The following is a 17,459-nucleotide window of genomic DNA, read 5'->3' as shown; positions in this document are numbered from 1 at the left end:
CCAGCGGCCGGCGGCCGGCAGCCCGGTTCTCGCCAGCTCGGTGTCTGCGCGGGGCTCGGCCGCGGGTCAGGCAGGCGTCGCGGTCCGCGGGTCGGGAACGCCGGTGGGGCTGGGCCAGATCAGTGTTCCGGCGGCGGCACGCGCGAGCGGGTCCAGCAGCGCGGCGACGCGTTCCGTGGCCGCCGGGCCGAGCTCGTCCCAGGCCGAGCGGGCCGCCCGGTCCGTCACCGCCTCCAGCTCCTCGGCGGCGGTGAGCGCCGCCGAGGTCGGCGCGCCGGTGGCATCGAGCCAGCCGCGGGAACGCAGGCGCTCGGCCGCCGCGTCCCACTCGTCGTCGGTCCAGCCCCGGATCTGCTGGTAGAACGCCCGGTCGGTGCCGCCCCGGCCGACCCGCCAGACGAGGCTCTCCGGGCCGTCGAGACCGGCGGTGACCAGCGCGGCGATGTGGCCGTCGCCGCGGTGCTCCCGCAGCGCGGTGGTGGCCTGCCACACGATCCCGAGCGGGTCGTCCGGCCAGGGCAGCGCGACGTTCGCGGCGCCGAGCACCCGGCCGGCGACGGGCAGGCGTTCCACCACCGATCGCAGCAGCGCGGCCAGTTCGGTCAGCTCGTCGGCGCCGAGGGCGCCGACCACCGGGCCGAGCGCTGCGCGGGCGGCCGCCAGGCGCACCACGAGGGCCTTCTCCGGGGAGAGGTGGGTCCAGACCGCCGGCACCACCCTGGCCACCATCGCGGGGGAGAAGCTGAAGAACGCGCCGACGACGGGGGCGGCCTCGACCAGCCCCAGCGGCGCGGCCCGGGCGGCGAAGTAGCCCCGCCAGTAGCCCTTCAGCCCCGCGTCCTCCCAGGTGGCCGCGCTGGCCGGCGAGAGGTAGGGGACGCCGTGCACTGGTTCGAACAATCGCCACATGCGCTGGGCCACATCCACTCCCGTCACGATTCCACTCGGCTCCGCGAGGTTCAACCCGCGCCCGCCGCCCTGGCGGGTGACGGAGGTGGCCGGGTCGGTCTCCGCGGTCGCGCGGGACGGCCGATCTCGGCGGGTGACGCTTCCGCCTCGTCGGTAGATCACCGGACCTGTGAACTCTCTGTGGATGTGCGCCTGGCGGTGATCCGAGGGTTCGCGGCATCCTGCCGGCGGCGGTGCGACCTGGCCTCGAACGCCCGAGACCCCGACTGTCAACATCGGCTCGCGGCGTGGCGGACGTGGCGTCCATGCTGGCCCGGTGGACGGAGCGCGACTCCAGGGATGCCCGCCGGCGCCCGATGGTCGGCCCGGCCGCGGCGCACCGCACGGGACGCCGCTGGCCTGGCGGCGCTGCTGCTGGCGGCCTCGCGGGTGGGTGCCGGGCCGCGCCCGGCGCAGGGGCTTACCGACCGGGGCACGCAGTGACCGGGTGACCGGGTGACCGGCTGATCCCGTCAGTGGGCAGGCCAGCCGGCCCGCCCGCGGCCGATCGGGCCGGGTGACCGCCGGCCACAAGCAGCACATGCGCGGATTCGCATGGACGGAACGGCCCGATCCGCGGCACCCGCGTTCACCCGGACGGGCACCGAGAGTGATATTTCGGATACCCATGGTCGATCTTGCGGGTGAAGGTCGGCTCCATCTGACAGGTAGCACCAAGGTTAGGGAGCTAGAAGTAGTGCAAAACGGACAGAGGACGGGTGGCTCGACGGATTGATGGGAGTGGTGGATGGCAGAGCATCGACACGACCGGGATCGCGGCCAGGGTCGCGTGGACGTGGTGGCCCCGGGCCGTCCGCCCATCCGCCGTCGCCCGCCGGTGAAAGGACGCCTACCGGCCCAGTCCCATCCGCCGGTGCCGCGCGGGTCGTCGCCGCCGGGCCGTCCCCCGTCGCTGAGCCATCCGTCCGCGGAGGATCATCCGTCGGCGCCGAGTCGTCCGTCCCCTGACCGTCGTCTGTCGTCTCGTGGCAGTTCGTCCACGGACGGGTTGCTGGCGGACGACTGCCATCCGGTACCGGCGAGCCGGGCTGCCACCGCGCCCACCGAGACACTCCCGTCGGTGGAAGCCGCCCCGAGGCGGCGCGGACTCAGGCCGGCCGGGTACAACCCGGCGCTGGACGGGGTCCGGGCCCTCGCGGTGCTCTGTGTGCTCGTGTTCCACATGGACTCGCTGGGCGGCGGCTATCTCGGCGTCGACGTGTTCTTCGTGCTCAGCGGTTTCCTCATCACCGGCCAGTTGCTGGCGGAACTGGACCGTACCGGCGGGGTGTCCCTCACCCGGTTCTACCTGCGGCGCGCCTATCGGCTGCTGCCCGCGTTCTGGCTGCTGGTACTCGTCGCCACCGTGTGGGTCGTGCTGCTCGGCATCGGCCCGGCCGGTGATCGCGACGAGTTCCTCGACAGCCTCGCCTCCTCGACGATCTATCTGAACAACTACTTCCAGGTGGTGAAGCAGAGCACGGGCGCCGGCTGGCTCGGGCACACCTGGTCGCTGTCGTTGGAGGAGCAGTTCTACCTGCTCTGGCCGCTGGCGCTGATCGTGCTGTGCCGCCGGCCGCGGATCGCCGACCGACTGCCCGCGGTGCTGCTCGGCGGCGCGGTCGCCGTCATGCTGTGGCGCAACGTGCTGGTCGCGTTCGGGGCCCCGGGGACGCGAACGTACTTCGCGTTGGACACCCGGGCGGACGCGCTGCTGGTCGGCTGCGCGCTGGCCGCCTGGCTGCGCGCCGCGCGCCGCGACAGCGACACCGACAGCGACACCGACGCCGCGATCAGCGCGGCCGCGGCGGGCGGCATGGTCGAGGCATCGCGGCGGCGCGGTGGCCTGGAAGGCATGGTCGCGGCACTACCGGTCATCGGCACCATCGCGCTCGCCCTGCTGGCGGTGGAGGTGGTGAAGGCACCCAGCGGCTGGGGTCCGCCGACGATGCTGACCCGCGGTGGCTACACGGTCATCGCGCTGCTCGCCGCCACCCTCATCCTCGCCCTGGAGCAGGGAGCGACGACGAGCTGGCTGTTCCGCGCGCTGGCCGCGTCGCCGCTCGTCTGGCTCGGCCGGATCTCCTACGGCTTCTACCTGTGGCACTTCCCGGTGGTGGCGCACTGGGGCCCCGACCTGACCGACGCCTTCGGCCGCTGGCCGGCCGTCCTCGCCGTCGCCGTCATCTCGGTGGCCCTGGCTGCCGCGTCGTACTACCTGCTGGAACGGCCGATCCAACGCGGCCGTGCGGCCCGGGCCCGGGCCAGGGCCCGCTCGCGGCAGCCGGAGCCGGCCGACCGCGACGTCCTGGTACCCGCGGGCCGTGCCGCGCGACAGCTCCCGCGTTCCGACGACGTCGAGTCGGTGCCGAGCGCGATGGCCGGCCGCTGACGGCCCGGGCCGCCCGCGCGCCGATGGGTCACCGGCGCGCGGGCGGCGCGGCGAACACCCCACCGCGCAGCGGTCAGGTGACGGCGCGCAGGACGGTGCCGTGCTGCCCGTGCTGCCCGTGCAGCCTGCGCAGCGCGTCGGCAGTCGCGTCGTCTCCCGGCAGGAGCGCCACGAACTGCTGCGCGTCGCTCGGCGGCAGTTCGAGGATCTCGCGGTCGAGGCGCAGCTCACCGACCGCGGGATGGACCCAGCGCAGGCGGCCGCGCGCCGGCAGCGCATGCTGGTCGCGTCGGCGGGTGAACTCCTCACCGGCCGCCGCGGCGAGCTCGGCGTTGAACCGGGTCGAGCGCTCGGCCGACGGGCCGAGCCACAGGTCGAAGGCACGCTCGTCGGCAAGCGTCCCCCAGTCGGGGAAGACCGCGCGGGCCCGCGCGTCGGTGAACACGTAGCGGGTGAGATTGGGCCGGGGCCCGTCGAGCAGTCCCGACGGCCGGGCGAGCAGGTCGAAGCCCGCGGTGAACGCGAGGAGATCGCCGAGCCGATTGGTGACCAGCGCGATCCCCGGCTCGAACTGGTCGAGCAGGGCCAGCACGGTCGGGCGGACGTCCGGGCGGGGCTGGGCGAGCGGGCCGACGCACACGCCGCTGCCGATCTTCGACAGGTGCCGCAGGTGCTCCCGCTCGGTGACGTCGAGGCGCAGCGCGTCCGCCAGCGCGTTCACGACGGCGGGAGACGGGTTGCGATCACTGCCCTGCTCGATCCGGATCAGGTACTCGACGCTGATGCCGGCCAGCGACGCCAGCTCCGACCGGCGCAGCCCCGGGACGCGCCGACGCGCGCCCACCGCGAGCCCGAGCGCCTCGGGCCGGGTCGCGTCGCGCCTGGCACGGAGGAAGTCACCCAGCGGCGTGCTCACCTGATCCACTGTATGACCGCGACGGCCGCCGGCCCACCGGCGCCGACCCCGAGATCGTGACCCTGCGGGGGCCACCCTGGACCCGGTCTGGCCGCGGCCGGGCGGCGCGCGTGACCGTGGGGGACATGACCGACACCAGCAGACTCGCGATCATCATCGGCAGCGTCCGGGAGGGCAGGTTCGGCCCGGTCGTCGCCTCCTGGGTCGCCGAGCAGGCCGCGGCGCACGGGGGCTTCGACGTCGACGTGGTCGACCTCGCGGACGTCGAGCTCCCGCTGAGCCTGCCCGCGGCGTCGCCGAAGTACGCCGGCGACGCCTACCCACGCCCGGAGGGCATGCGCCCCCTGACCGAGCGGCTCGACGCGGCGGACGCCTTCATCCTCGTGACCCCCGAGTACAACCACAGCTATCCGGCGTCGCTGAAGGCCGCCATCGACTGGCACTTCACGCAGTGGACCGCGAAGCCGGTCGCGTTCGTCAGCTACGGCGGCGCGGCCGGCGGGCGGCACGCGGTGCTGCACCTGGAGAACGTCCTCACCGAACTGCACGCGGTGACCATCCGCGACGGACTGGCGTTCCCCGCCTACTTCACGACCTGGGACGGTGGCCGCCCGCTCGACCCCGCCGCCGCCGGCTACGCCACCACCCTGCTCACCCAGCTCGCCTGGTGGGCGACCGCACTGCGCCGGGCCCGCGCCGAAACGCCGTACCCCGCCTGAGGCGACCTGCCCGCGACCGACGCGAGCGCTGGTCGCGGGCAGTCGGTGGGGGTGCCTTGACCGGACCCGGGCGGCGCGGCCTGGGTCAGATCATGCCCGACGACACCCTGCCCGCCGAGTCCACGGCCCGCCGCATGTGGCGGCTGTTCGAGCCGGTGCACGCCGTCACCTACTTCGCCCCGGCCTGCGCCGCGGCGTTCGAGCGCACCGGCCTGCGCGGATTCTGGCGGGGCTACTTCGCCGGTCGCGCCGCGCCGCTCGGCCCGGTCGGTGCCGCCCCGGTCGCCGGCTCGTTCTTCGGCTTCGCGCCGCCCATGGTGCGCCGCGCCCTGCCAGACGTCTGGACGAAGATCACCCCGGCGATGGCGCTGGCCGCCCGGCTCGACGGCGCCCGCGAGGCCCTGGCCCCCGCCGAGGCCGAACTCGGGCCGAACCAGCTGGCCGAACTCGCCGACCTGCTGCGAACCGCCGCCGGCGCGGCCCCGCTGGCCGGCCGCGTGCTCGCCGCCGCCAACGCGGCGCTGCCCTGGCCGGGCGACCCCCTCGGCATCATCTGGCAGGCCACGACCATCCTGCGGGAACACCGCGGCGACGGCCATGCCGCGGCCCTGGTGACCGCCGGCCTGGACGGCGCCGAATCCTGCGTCTGGCGCAGCGGCCTGGACGGCGTCGGCCGGGAGGAGTTCCAACGCGTCCGAGGCTGGTCCGACGACGAGTGGACCTCCGCCGCCGGCCGGCTGCGCACCCGCGGCTGGCTCGACGCCACCGGCGCCCCGACGCCGACGGCGGAGCGGGCCCTGCGCGACATCGAAGCGACGACCGACCGCCTCGCCGCCGCCCCCTGGGACTCCCTCAACCCGGCGGCACTCGACCGCTGCGCCACCCTGCTGACCCCCCTCGCCCAGCACGCTGCCACCTGCCTGCGCTGGCCGAACCCGATCGGCGTCCCCGACCCCCGCCAGCCCCCTGGCTGAGCCCACCATCAAGATCATCACGCTCCGCCGTCGCTGCGTTCGAGTCAACGGGCTGGGGTGAATGCAGACCTCGAGTCACAGGGTTTGGTGGCTGGTGCCGTTCCACATCGCCCGGGCCGGCCGGAACAGCCGGTTGGGCAGGAGCCGGGCGGTGGTGTCGGCGAGGGTGTCCGCCCGTGTCCTGCGGCGAGGGCCTCGATCCACCCCGGGTGGGGTGTCCCGTGACGAAGACGCCACCGACATGGAGCGATACAAGAATAATGTCGTAGTACCGGTTGCCGGCGAGGCCTGGCCTGTTTTGTCGCCGGAGCCTCCATCGACGAGTCTCGGGTGCACCAGGAATTTTCGCCGGGGAAGGAGATGTTAGGCAGTCGGAGCGGCGGGAATGTCCTAGGTGCCGCCGCGGAGGTCGCGACGATGGTGCACCCGCCTAGCCCTGTTCCCGCTCGTCCACCGCGACTGGCGCTGAAGTCGCGGTCGCGTGACTGCGTCCAGTGTGCGCCGAGTGTGGCGTCTGTGATCGACTCGCCGGACACCGCCGGAACGAACGGACATCATGGAGAAGGCCGGCATCGCCCGAAGGTCACCATCGGAAAGCGTCTCTCCGAGGACGATGCCGCCGCGTACAACCGCTTGGCCTGATCGGCTGGTCGAGGCCATTACCCGGTGTCGGTGACGACGGCAGCGATGCCATTTCCTCAGTTGTGTGCACCTCCGGGTGTGCGCAGCGACAGCGCATTGTTGTCGCGGCCCGACGAGTTCACAGACGCGGTCCGAGCTGCAACGATGACGCGGATTGTCGGTGGACGCCCCCAGGCTCGCGGATCGTTCGCAGTCGGCCGACTATCCGGAGCGGACTTGGCTGCCCGCTCGGGGGAGGATCAGAAATGGTGCTGCTGGGAACATGGAATCTGGAGAACCTCTTCCGCCCCGGTGGGAACTTTGGTGCCGCCGACAAGGCCGTTTATGACGGAAAACTGGCCGCGTTCGCGGCGACCATCAAAAGCTGCGGTGTTGATGTGCTCGGCGTCCAGGAGGTCGGCGACCCCGACGCGCTCACCGACCTGACCGACAGACTGGACGGCACCTGGCACACCAGGCTGTCCACCCATTTCGACGCGCATCATCCGATTCGCGTCGGGGTCCTCTCCCGTCTCCCCCTGGAGGATGTTGTCGAGGCCGTGGACTTTCCCGCCGGCCTGCTCCCGGTCCAGATCGGCGACGACATCGGCGACGACATCGGCGACGACATCCGCGACGACGCCAAGACCACCCAGAGGATGGGCCGCGGCGCACTCGCGGTCACTGTCACCCCGAATTCCGGACAGCCGCTCACCATCCTGGTCTGCCATCTGAAGTCCAAGCTGTTGTCCTTCCCCGCCAGCGGTGGCGGCAGCCGCTTCACCACGAACGACGAAGGGGAACGTGCTCGTTACGCCTCCTACGCCCTGCACCGCCGCGCGGCCGAAGCCGTCACCGTCCGCGCGTTCGCCACCCGGCTCCTCGCCGGCGACGGCCACACCCACCGTCTCGCTGTGCTCGGAGACTTCAACGACGAACCTCATGCCGCAAGCTCCCAGATTCTCACCGGGCCACCCGGCTCCGAAATCGGCACCGGCGGTTTCACCCACCACGACCAGGGCGACGCCCAGCGGTTGTGGAACCTCGCCGCGGCCATCCCGGCGGAGACGCGCTTCTCCCGGATCTACGAGGGACGCAGGGAGCTCATCGATCACATCCTGATCAGCCACGCCCTCCTGGCCGGCCTCGGGAAGGTCAATGCCCTCGTCCACCGGCCCCTGCCATCCGTCACCGGCGACCCGGCCGCTCGCCGGACGGCCCGCGACTCCGATCACGCACCCGTCCTCGCCGACCTCACCGTCTGAACAGCGCGCACCCGGCCCTCCGGGTGAGACGCGCGTCCCGACACTCCCGCATCCGGGAACCCGCACCTGTCCAGGTGGCATGAAAGGAGACGAACAATGGCTCTGCAACGATATGGGGTCCTGAAGGGCCGCGTACTCGGTCACCGCCGTGAAGGCGGGAACAACACCCCGCACTATCAGCTCCACATCGATGGCGAGCGGCATTTTCGCGCTGCCGTCAACGTGCTGTCCGATCTACCGCCGTCGGAACTTCTGTATGTTGCCGTCGAGGACTTCGACAACCCCGTCCTCGAGAGGCTCAAAACCCTGGACGACGGGTTCACCGTGTTGGAGAACAAGCCCGGCGGGCTGGCGCTGGACTTCATTCGAGGCAGCCTGTTCGACCGCAGGTCACTACGCAGTCTACCCGCGGACAAGCCCGGCCAGGACAACGATCTCGCCGATGTGCTCGACCACTACGTGCAGCGAGCGGAAGCGGAGCAGGACAGTCGCGTCTATGTCTTCGGTGAACGCTGGCCAACCGAGCCCCACACACCTGACAAGATTTTCGGCTTCAAGCCTGGTAATGGTGTTCACGACATCCACATGAACCAGGGCAACGCCATCCTGACCAGGTTCGTCAAGGACGACGGGGTGTGGCAGGACGGCGCACTGCTGTTCCATTTCCCGGCCGCGGACCGCTGGGTCGCGGTGTTTCTGGCATTCCAGAGCCAGACCTGGCACACCGACGACACCAGCGGCCACGCCCTGCCCACCGTCCCACCGGCACGGCCCGGCGGCCACCCCGCTTCCGAAGAACCGGATCAGCGCCTGCGGATCGCGGCCGCCCTGATCAATCCGGCCGCTGCGGCCCCGGGACGCGAGTCCGTCACCGTGATCAACACGATGGCGGAGTCGGTGAACCTGGCCGGCTGGAAGATCGCCGACCGCGACCGGCATCGTCTTGCCCTACCGGCCGAGGCACTGGCCGCTGGAGACGCCATCAGAATCCAGCTCTCGCCGCCACTCGCGCTCGGCAACCATGGCGGCACCATCACCCTCCTGGACCCGGCAGGCCTCAAGGTCGACGGCGTCGCCTACACCTCCGCGGATGCCGCGGAAGAAGGAATCACCATGGTGTTCTGACCCTGGGAACCTGCGAGCACCAGGTCCCGGAACTCCAACCGTGCGACGAGTGGAATCGCGCGGGCGAGGATCGCGACCGCCGACAACCCGGTCCACGGCCCAGCCGCCGCGCGAGGCGGCTGGGCGTCGGCGATGAGTTGTGCGGCGAGGTCGCGGCGGGCAGCGGGCCTGCCGGGTACGACAGTCGACCCGGTCGGATGTCGCCATCGGGCTGGCGTTCGCCGGCTTTACCTCGGTCTCTGTCGTCCCCACGGGCTGGCGGGAGGCGTGTCGGGCGGACCTGCGGGGGAGCGACGACAGGTCACGGCGTGTTCCTCCGGCGAGTCGGTCTAGGTCGGACGAAAAATTGCAATGTGGAGCACTCTGCGCGAAAAGCGAAAGAGGTCTCATTTGTCGATCCGCTATCCCTTCTCCCGTGTGGCGCGACACTCCGGTATTGACAGGTGAATTCGTCTTACCTCACACTTGTGGTATGCCCCCCGCCTCGTCTGGTTCAGGCCTGCCCCCAGCCTGTCCCCTGCACCCCCTGATCTCGCCGGTGGCAGGTTTCCGTCCCCGCGGAGAATGCGTGAAGCCGTCGGACGGTCATATTCGAGGCCACCTTTCCGCTCGACTCGCAGAAGAAAATCAGCCTCCTGGAAACGGTGCATTCCGTGCCTGGCGCGGAATGTGAGCGTTCCCATGTCCACTCGGGTGGTGATGGGCGCGATTCGATGACCGCGCATGGGCGTCTGTGGACAGCCCGTCGTCGCATCGTCGTACTGCTCCTGCTCGCCGCGTTCCTGGCGGCCGCGATGCCCGAGATGCCCGCGCGGGCCGCGTCGGGGCCGGCGGCGAAACGCCCCATGGCCGCTGGTGCTGCCGCCAGCACGATCACGGTTGGCATCAAGCCGCTCGACCCGTTCGTCGGGCGGGACGACACCGGCGAGTACGTGGGTTTCAGCATCGACCTGTGGAACGACATCGCCCGGCGCAACGACTGGCAGACCCGGTACGTCTGGTACCCGGATATCCGGTCCCTCCTCGACCGGGCCCGGGACAACGACATCGACGCGGCGATCTCGGGAATCTCGATCACCGCCGACCGGGAGGCGGAGGTCGACTTCTCCTACCCGATGTTCGACGCCGGGCTGCAGATCCTCGCCGCCGACAAGCCCGCCGGTCTCGATCTGTCCAACCAGCTGGAAAACCTCGTCTCGGCTGCCACCGGGCGTTACCTGGCCGTGCTGCTCGTCATGCTCGTCATCGCCGGCGCGATCACCTCGGCGGTGACCCGCGTCGGCAGCGAACACCGCTGGCACCGGCGCATGGGTGAGGGGATGTTCCGTGCTGCCGCTGTCGGACTCGCCGGAGATCTTGGCGAACCGCAACGACTGTTCGCCAAGATCGTCACTTTCGCCTGGCTCATCGCCGGGCTGGTGTTCGTGTCCCTGTTCACCGCGTCCATCACGACGCAGCTCACGGTCAGGTCCATCCGGACGGGCATCACCGGGATCGCCGACCTGCCGGGAAAGCGGGTGGTCACGGTTCGCGGTTCCACGGCGGAGAGCTACCTGCGCCACCACGACATCTCACCGCGCACCGTGGCATCCATCGACGATGCCTACCCGATGCTGCGCGCCGGCAACGCCGACGCGATCGTCTACGACTCGCCCGTCCTGCAACACCACGTCGACGTCGCCCACGACCGGAAGGAGACGCTCGCCGGGCAGGTCTTCGAACCCGAGGATTACGGCATCGCCTTCCCCACCGGCAGTGCCCTGCGCAAGAGGGCCAACGCCTCGCTGCTGCAGATGCACGCCGACGGTACCTACGACGAACTCCGCGCACGCTACTTCGACAGCCATTCGTAGCTCGACGGCCAAGCGCGTGCTCGCCGTAGGACCGCCGGAGGTTCCCGCCAGATCCGGACAGTCCGCGGGACTCGACCCGTCAGGAGATGGGGGTCGGGGTGGGGAGAGGACCGGCGAGGGCAGCAGGGGCGCGCAGGGGGAGCAGGTGGTTCTTGCCGGGAACGACGGTGGTGCGGGTGTCGGGCAGCATCGTGGCGAGGTGATCGACGAGACGGTGGGTGAGGGCCGCGGGCTCGCGCCGCCGGCGACGAGATGGACCGGCTGCCCGATCCGGCGCGCCAGCTCCTCGTCGAAATGCCACCCGGCGAGCGCGGGCACCTCGCCGGCGAAGCAGTAGCCGCAGGCGCGTTCGGCCCGTTCCAGGCCGGCTCGGCCCAGCGCGGACTCGATCACGGACCGGTACTGCGGTCCGCACACCGCCGTCAGGAAGGTGTCGAAGGCGGTGGTCAGATCACCCTGGGCGGCGGCGCCCATCGCCGCGCCCAGGGCAGGGCCGATCGCGACGGCGCCCGCCGCCTGGTCCGCCGGTGCCACGAGCGGGTCGATTTTCGCGCGGCGGTGCCGCCGCCGAGGACCTGCCACCACGCGGAGGTCAGCCCGCCGCGGGCGGCGCGGCCCTGCGCGACCTCGGTGCGGCGATGGTTGAGGCGTCGAGTCGCGGGTGAATATCCGCGGTCCTGCGGTGACCCGTCGAATCATCCGGGCGCTCGCATTTTGTCTTCGCGCCACATGGCGTCGCCACAATCATGGGTCGCGAGTGCCGGCCCTGTTCGTTTCGCGCCGCTACCCGCGCTTTTTCCGCGGCTTTCGGCCGGTGCGGGCGCCGACATTCTTCGACCGGGTCAACCGGGCCGCCGGACGCGTCGGCCGGCTGCACGGCAATCCGTCCGACCCTGTCCCGGTGGCGCCGCTCATCGCCTGGTCCGCGATGTCGCCCGGAACGTGAAGCAAGGGGAGGACATGCTGGTTTACCCGGCATTTCAGGTGATCGTATTCTCGACTGCCAGGTGATCGGGGCGGCCGTGTGGCGGTGGGACAGCAGATCCACCCGCCCGGCCGGGTCGGGTTCGGCAAGAATCACAGCGTCGGGTAGGCAACGTTCTTTCCTTGAATCGAAGGCGCGTTCGCCGGCTATTGTTGATGAATCGACAGACCGGCCGTCGCGCGGCCACAGCCAATGACCTGGCAGGCGCTGACGGGCCGTTCTCGCGCGTCGTCGCGGGACGTTTACCGGGTTGTCCGGTACGGCTGTCGAGGTGTCCGGGAGGAAACGGGCTGGCCGTCTGTCGGCCCGCCCGAGGAAAGGGGAGGCATGCGCATGCGTTTCAGGAAAATCGGCCTCATCGTCATGACGACCGCCGCGGCGGCGGGAATCACTCTCGCCGGTCCGACGTCGGCGCAGGCAGCCACCGGGACACCAGCCATCGGATCATCGTCGGCCGCGTTCGCGCAGCCGAACGGTCAGGACCTCACCGGCGACGCGGGGAGCTACGGGTTCGCCAACCACGGTCCTGGCCGCGGGCCGGTGTATCGCCCGGCGCCCCAGCCGCGTCGGCCCCACAACCCGCCGCGCCGCAACAACGGTCCCGGCAACGGCCGGCCCGGCGACCACCGCGGCGGCGACCACCGCGGCGGCGACCACCGCGGCGGCGACCACCGCGGCGGCCAGCACTGGTAGACCCGGGGCTGGCGGCTCGTCGCCCACGGCCGTCCTGACGGGTTGAGCGACGCTGGGTGTCACGGTGCGACGTCGACACCCCGATCGCCGGCCGATCCGGCCCGTGGCCGCGTTCGGCCCGTCCGGCGGGCGTCCGTGTCACCCGATCGCAGGGTGGCACGGACGCCCACACCGGCCACACCCGCGCGGGACGGGCCGTGTTTGGCTGCCAGGCGACCGCTCGTGCGGCGCCGGTCAGCGCGGGCGATCGCAGTCCGCGTTGATACCGATTCCGCTGTAGTAGTTCCTGGCCGCGTCCGCCAGCGGGACCAGGCAGTACAGCGAACTCGCGGAGATCGCCAGCGCCGGTGACTCGAAATGTCGGCCCTGCTGGTTGGTGCCCCACAGCGCCATCTCGTAGTCGGCCCGGTTCTCGACCAGGTCGCGCGCGGCGAAGCCGACCAGTGCGGGGTCGGCGGCCTGGTTCACGATCAGGCCGTTCGGCACGCCGATCGTCCTGACCGGGGTGACATCGGGATAGTCCTGGCCGGTGATGGCCGTGTCCTCGTACACGCCGCCGGAAACGAAGCGAGTGCCCAGGCGGGAGCCGTAGGACTGGTCCCAGTTGTCTGCCATCGGCGGCAGGTACTCGTCCAGCGGGAGAACGCGCATCTTCAGCCCGTTGTCGAGGGCCGCGATGATCTGCGGCGTTGGCGCGCCGCCGGCCCACAGGACGGCGTCGAGGTGGCCGGAACGAAGCTCGGCGAGGGCGGCCTCGAGGCCGAGAGGAACCGGCTGGAGATTGCACTGGAGCACGTTGTCGAACAGCACCTGACCGATCTGGTAGGTGCCGGAGTTGGGTAAACCGATCGAGACCCGCGCGTTGCACAGTTCGTCGGCATCGTGGACGGTCGAGGTGGCGGGCACCATCAGATGCAGGAGGTCCAGCCAGAGCGGGCCGACTGTGCGCAGCGTGGGCAGCGCCTTTCCGTCGAACTGGTTCACGCCGTTGTACGCGTCGACGGCGGTGTTGAGCTGGCCGACGGCCAGCGCGCAGGTCGAGCCGTTCGCGTCCTGCAGCCGGCCGAGGTTGTCGGCGGTGCCGTCGGTGGCGTCGACGACGACCTTCGTCCCGGGATACCGCTGTTGCACGTTGTGCTGCAGTGCCCGGGCGTAGGCGTAGTACGGCGTGTCCTTCTGCCCGGTGTAGACGTCGACGCTCGGGCAGGCGCCCAGACGCGCCGGACGGCGCCAGGGCGACAGCGGCGAGCGGGGCACCAGGAGCAGGAGCAGAACCACGGCGATCAGCGCACCGGCAACTGCCAGCGCTGGCCGCCGCCGACGCGGCCCCGGGGCGGGGACCGGCGGCGGGGGCACGACGGTCACCTGCGCCTGCGGTGCCTGGTGCCCGACCACGACGGTGGTGTCCCAGCCGCGGTCCGCTTCGGCCTCCCCGGCCTCGGCCGTGTCGTTCGGTGTGTCGCCCAGCAGGCTCGCGAGGAGTTGACGGGCGGTGGGCCGGCGGGCGGGATTCTTCTCGAGTGCCTGGCGCACGACCGGCAGAAGATCCGCCGGCAGACCGTCGAGATTCGGCTGGCCGTAGACGACCTCGTCGAACAGGTGGAGGAAGTCCCCCTCGCCGAACGGCGCGCGGCCCGTCGCCGCGAACAGCACCACCCCGGCCCAGGCGAAGATGTCCGCCGGGAAGGAGATGTCGATCCCGGATCTGTCCCGGGCCCGCATGGCCTGTTCCGGGGCCATGAACGCCGGGGTCAGCCACTGCGGGACATCGGGCCCGGCGCCGCGGTTGGCGTTCATGCCGCCGATGGCCGAGGCGACGCCGAAATCGATGACCCGCGGGCCGTGCGGGGCCAGCAGCACATTGCCGGGCTTGAGGTCACGGTGCACGACCCCCGCGCTGTGAATGGCCCACAGCGCGGTCGCCACCCCGATGGCGAACCGTTTCACATCGTTTTCGGCCAGGGTCTCGCCCTGGGTGATCTGGCAGCGCAGATCCGGCCCGTCGACGTACTCCGTGACCAGATACGGGGTCGGGCCCGTGTCGATGTCCACGACCGCCGCGGTGCAGAACTGCTGGATCTGGCGGACGTTCTCGATCTCGGCCAGGAACCTCTCGCGGAATCCCGGGGCGGCGACGTACTCCGCCCGGATCACCTTCACCGCGACCGGCCGGCCGGATCGGGTGAGGGCGTAGTAGACCGTGCCCATGCCGCCCTCGCCAAGAAGGCGGCGCACGGAGTACTCACCTATCCGCGATGGATCGCGCGGCCGTGGGGGATCGCCCGGGAGAGCCGCCGGCCCCGCCGGAAATTCCGTCATCCGTGCCGTCCGCGCAGCAGGTGCGGCTGTATGGGCCCGGACTGGGTTCGGCGGGTCGGGGCCGCACTCCTCGGCACGCCGCGCGGAAGGCGGTCACCTTTCCGGAATCGGCCGATGCCCGTCATTCATCCCCCAGGTGGACATGGAGCGGCTCGGCGCCGTCACGCGGAATCCGGCCCTTCTCCGGGGGCAACCATACCCGGCGCGAAATGGCGCGGTCGCGGAGCCTTGACGGCGTGGTTTTCGGCTCCGCTGTCGGTCAGGCGACATCATGGTCCGTGGTGTGGCGCGGCCTTCTGGGCCAGGCCCATCCGGCCCGCGGGGCCCCGCCGACGTCGGGTCCGGCGGGCACGTCTCCGCACTGGCCCGGTCGGGCAGTCCCGCGTCGCCTCCGTGGCGGTGGCGGGGATACCGTCGGCGGCGGCAACGTACGCGGGGTGCCCCGGGCGACCGGGGAGAATCGGGAAGCCGGTGTGAGTCCGGCACGGGCCCGCCGCGGTGACCGGGGAGCAGCCGTCCACGCGTACCCACGCGGCCACTGGGCCTTCGCGGCCTGGGAAGGCGGGCGGTACGGCGATGATCCGGAAGTCCGAAGACCGGCCTCGCACGGATGCCGCCCACCGGGGCGGCCCGACAGCGGGAGCCTGCCGTGCCCAGCCACCGTCATCCCGTCCGCGCCAGCGCGCCGGACCTCCCCACCAGCCCCGTTCCGACCGGCACGGCGCCCATCGGTACGGCGCCCGCTGGCGGGGCCTCGCCTGAGGAGGCGTCGACCGCCGCCGCGCTCGCCTTCCACGACCTCGTGCACCGGCGTCGGGACGTGCGGGGCGAGTTCACCGGGGCGCCGATCGCCGCCGAGGTACTCACCCGCGTCCTCGCCGCCGCCCACGCCGCGCCCAGCGTCGGGCTCACCCAGCCCTGGGACTTCATCCGCGTCACCGACGAGCGGACCCGGCGTGCCTTCCACGCTCATGTCCAGCACGAACGGGCGGTGTTCGCGGCCACGCTGAGCGGACCGCGGGCCGAGCGGTTCGCGCGGATCCGGATCGACGGCGTGCTGTCGTCCTCGCTCTCCCTCGTCGTCACCTACGACGCCGACCGCGGCGGGCCGGTGGTGCTCGGCCGGCACGCCATCGCCGACGCCGGGCTGTACTCGGTCTGCCTGGCCGTGGAGAACCTGTGGCTCGCGGCCACCGCGGCGGGCCTCGGCGTCGGCTGGGTGTCGTTCTACCGCGAGGAGTTCGTGCGGGAGCTGCTGGGGATTCCCGCCGGGGTGCGCCCGGTGGCGTGGCTGTGCGTCGGGCCGGTGACGCACCTCGAGACCCAGCCCGACCTGGAGCGTGCCGGCTGGGCGCGGCGCCGCCCCCTCGCCGACGTCGTGCACGAAGAGCGTTGGGGCGGACACGTTGAGACAACATGTAGTCAATCTGTGGCGCGGGGTTCTTCCCCGATGGTGGGCGCTGACTGGCACCAGCCAGTGCCGGCGGCACCGTCCGCCATCCCGACTGACCAGGAGTGACGCATGAAAGTTGGGTTGTACCTCGGGGCCGTGGCGAACCCGGCCGCGGCCCTTGACGAGATCCGGGCTGCCGCGCGGGCGGGCTTCGACAGCGTCTACCTCTCGCAGCTGCTGTCCTGGGACGCGCTCACGCTCGTCGCGCTCGGCGCTGCCGCGGTGCCCGGCATCGAGCTCGGAACCGCCGTGGTGCAGACCTACCCGCGCCACCCGCTGGCGCTGGCCGGACAGGCACTGACCGCGCAGGCCGTCGCCGCCGAACGCGTGACTCTCGGCATCGGACCGAGTCATCCGCCGATCATCGAAGGGATGTTCGGTTACTCCTACGATCGGCCGGCCCGCCACATCCGCGAGTACCTGACCGCGCTGGTCCCGTTGCTGCGCGGCGAGCCGGTGGACGTGCGGGGCGAGACGGTGACGGCAGTGGGCCGGCTGGACGCGTCCGTCGCGGTCACGCCGTCCGTGCTGCTGTCCGCGCTCGGGCCGGCGATGCTGCGGATCGCCGCTGAACTCGCCGACGGCACGGTGACGGTGTGGACCGGGCCGCGGACGGTCGCCGAGCACATCGTGCCGACGATCACCAAGGCCGCTGCCGCCGCGGGACGGCCCGACCCGCGGGTCGTGACCGTCGTCGGGATGTGCGTGACCGCGGATCCGGACCGCATCCGGACCGCGGTCGCCGGACAGGTCGGTTTCGCCGCGGACTTCCCCGCCTACCGCGCCGTCCTCGACCGCGAGGGACTGCGCGGGGTGGAGGAGACGATCGTCGTCGGCGACGAGGCCGACGTCGAGCGGGCCCTGCGGCGATATGCCGACGCCGGCTCGACCGAGCTGCTCGTGAGCGTCCTGGGGGACCCGGCGGAGCGGGCGCGCACCCTCGACGTCGTCAGCGGCGTGCGCGCCACGCTCTGACGTCACGGGGACACCCGCTGCCAGCCGGCGGCGGCCCGTTCGTGCAACACCCGATGGGGCCGCCGCCGCCCGGTCGGGGGGGGGGCCCCCCCCCCCGCCCCCCCCCCGGGGGGGGGGGGCCCCCCCCCCCCCCCCCCCCCCGGCCACGCACGGATTGGCGACAGTCGTTGGCGTTGGACGATGTGCTGGCGCGCCGTCCATGATTGTTTTGGGTGGTGGAA

15 protein-coding genes and 1 riboswitch are annotated in these 17,459 nt (G+C 71.8%); of the genes, 11 read left to right on the top strand and 4 right to left on the bottom strand.

The features are described 5' to 3' along the window. Positions 1 to 66 precede the first annotated feature (66 nt). On the bottom strand, positions 67 to 1,071 hold the full coding sequence (locus MXD60_RS15975; protein ID WP_248819951.1) for an SCO6745 family protein: 1,005 nt from the start codon (positions 1,069 to 1,071) through the stop codon (positions 67 to 69). A 958-nt stretch (positions 1,072 to 2,029) separates the two neighbouring features. Here MXD60_RS15975 and MXD60_RS15970 point away from each other — a divergent pair. Continuing rightward, complete coding sequence (locus MXD60_RS15970) at positions 2,030 to 3,340, top strand: acyltransferase family protein (RefSeq protein WP_248819949.1); 1,311 nt, start codon at positions 2,030 to 2,032, stop codon at positions 3,338 to 3,340. 73 nt (positions 3,341 to 3,413) lie between these two features. Here the strand turns inward: MXD60_RS15970 and MXD60_RS15965 are convergent, their stop codons facing one another. Further along, positions 3,414 to 4,256: a helix-turn-helix domain-containing protein gene (locus MXD60_RS15965; protein ID WP_248819947.1), complete on the bottom strand. Its 843-nt coding sequence runs from the start codon at positions 4,254 to 4,256 to the stop codon at positions 3,414 to 3,416. Positions 4,257 to 4,366: 110 nt separating this feature from the next. Here MXD60_RS15965 and MXD60_RS15960 point away from each other — a divergent pair, with 110 nt between their 5' ends. From MXD60_RS15960 to MXD60_RS15925, 8 genes are all read left to right on the top strand, one after another. Next, positions 4,367 to 4,975, top strand: a complete 609-nt coding sequence (locus MXD60_RS15960; protein WP_308222502.1) for an NAD(P)H-dependent oxidoreductase — start codon at positions 4,367 to 4,369, stop codon at positions 4,973 to 4,975. A 92-nt stretch (positions 4,976 to 5,067) separates the two neighbouring features. Beyond that, positions 5,068 to 5,949, top strand: coding sequence for an SCO6745 family protein (locus MXD60_RS15955; RefSeq protein WP_248819945.1), 882 nt, complete (start codon positions 5,068 to 5,070; stop codon positions 5,947 to 5,949). 890 nt (positions 5,950 to 6,839) lie between these two features. Next, positions 6,840 to 7,835 (top strand): endonuclease/exonuclease/phosphatase family protein, encoded by a 996-nt coding sequence (locus tag MXD60_RS15950; RefSeq protein ID WP_248819943.1) that lies wholly within the window; start codon positions 6,840 to 6,842, stop codon positions 7,833 to 7,835. A 96-nt stretch (positions 7,836 to 7,931) separates the two neighbouring features. Further along, positions 7,932 to 8,960: a DUF2278 family protein gene (locus MXD60_RS15945; RefSeq protein ID WP_248819941.1), complete on the top strand. Its 1,029-nt coding sequence runs from the start codon at positions 7,932 to 7,934 to the stop codon at positions 8,958 to 8,960. 713 nt (positions 8,961 to 9,673) lie between these two features. Then, positions 9,674 to 10,813, top strand: coding sequence for a transporter substrate-binding domain-containing protein (locus tag MXD60_RS15940; RefSeq protein WP_248819939.1), 1,140 nt, complete (start codon positions 9,674 to 9,676; stop codon positions 10,811 to 10,813). A gap of 145 nt (positions 10,814 to 10,958) precedes the next feature. Next, positions 10,959 to 11,150 carry a hypothetical protein gene (locus MXD60_RS15935; protein ID WP_248819937.1) on the top strand — a complete coding sequence of 64 codons (192 nt, stop codon included), beginning with the start codon at positions 10,959 to 10,961 and terminating at the stop codon, positions 11,148 to 11,150. Positions 11,151 to 11,570: 420 nt separating this feature from the next. Beyond that, complete coding sequence (locus MXD60_RS15930; protein WP_248819936.1) at positions 11,571 to 11,759, top strand: hypothetical protein; 189 nt, start codon at positions 11,571 to 11,573, stop codon at positions 11,757 to 11,759. Between the two features lie 372 nt (positions 11,760 to 12,131). Continuing rightward, positions 12,132 to 12,491, top strand: coding sequence for a hypothetical protein (locus tag MXD60_RS15925; RefSeq protein WP_248819934.1), 360 nt, complete (start codon positions 12,132 to 12,134; stop codon positions 12,489 to 12,491). A gap of 234 nt (positions 12,492 to 12,725) precedes the next feature. Here MXD60_RS15925 and MXD60_RS15920 read toward each other — a convergent pair whose 3' ends face one another. Then, positions 12,726 to 14,726 carry a serine/threonine-protein kinase gene (locus MXD60_RS15920; RefSeq protein WP_248819932.1) on the bottom strand — a complete coding sequence of 667 codons (2,001 nt, stop codon included), beginning with the start codon at positions 14,724 to 14,726 and terminating at the stop codon, positions 12,726 to 12,728. Positions 14,727 to 15,228: 502 nt separating this feature from the next. Next, positions 15,229 to 15,429: riboswitch (cobalamin riboswitch) on the top strand. 30 nt (positions 15,430 to 15,459) lie between these two features. Here MXD60_RS15920 and bluB point away from each other — a divergent pair. Together bluB and MXD60_RS15910 are read left to right on the top strand one after the other, a co-directional pair. Continuing rightward, positions 15,460 to 16,329 (top strand): 5,6-dimethylbenzimidazole synthase, encoded by an 870-nt coding sequence (bluB, locus tag MXD60_RS15915; RefSeq protein ID WP_518468057.1) that lies wholly within the window; start codon positions 15,460 to 15,462, stop codon positions 16,327 to 16,329. 3 nt (positions 16,330 to 16,332) lie between these two features. Further along, positions 16,333 to 17,238: a TIGR03564 family F420-dependent LLM class oxidoreductase gene (locus tag MXD60_RS15910; RefSeq protein WP_248819930.1), complete on the top strand. Its 906-nt coding sequence runs from the start codon at positions 16,333 to 16,335 to the stop codon at positions 17,236 to 17,238. Between the two features lie 2 nt (positions 17,239 to 17,240). Here MXD60_RS15910 and MXD60_RS15905 read toward each other — a convergent pair. Continuing rightward, positions 17,241 to 17,459: hypothetical protein (locus tag MXD60_RS15905; protein ID WP_248819928.1), on the bottom strand; the 219-nt coding region annotated here is incomplete at its 5' end.

The organism is Frankia sp. AgB32, assembly GCF_023243045.1.
Taxonomy (GTDB): domain Bacteria; phylum Actinomycetota; class Actinomycetes; order Frankiales; family Frankiaceae; genus Frankia.
Note: the sequence above shows the minus strand (reverse complement) of the source record. Positions and strands in the feature narration are given on the sequence as shown.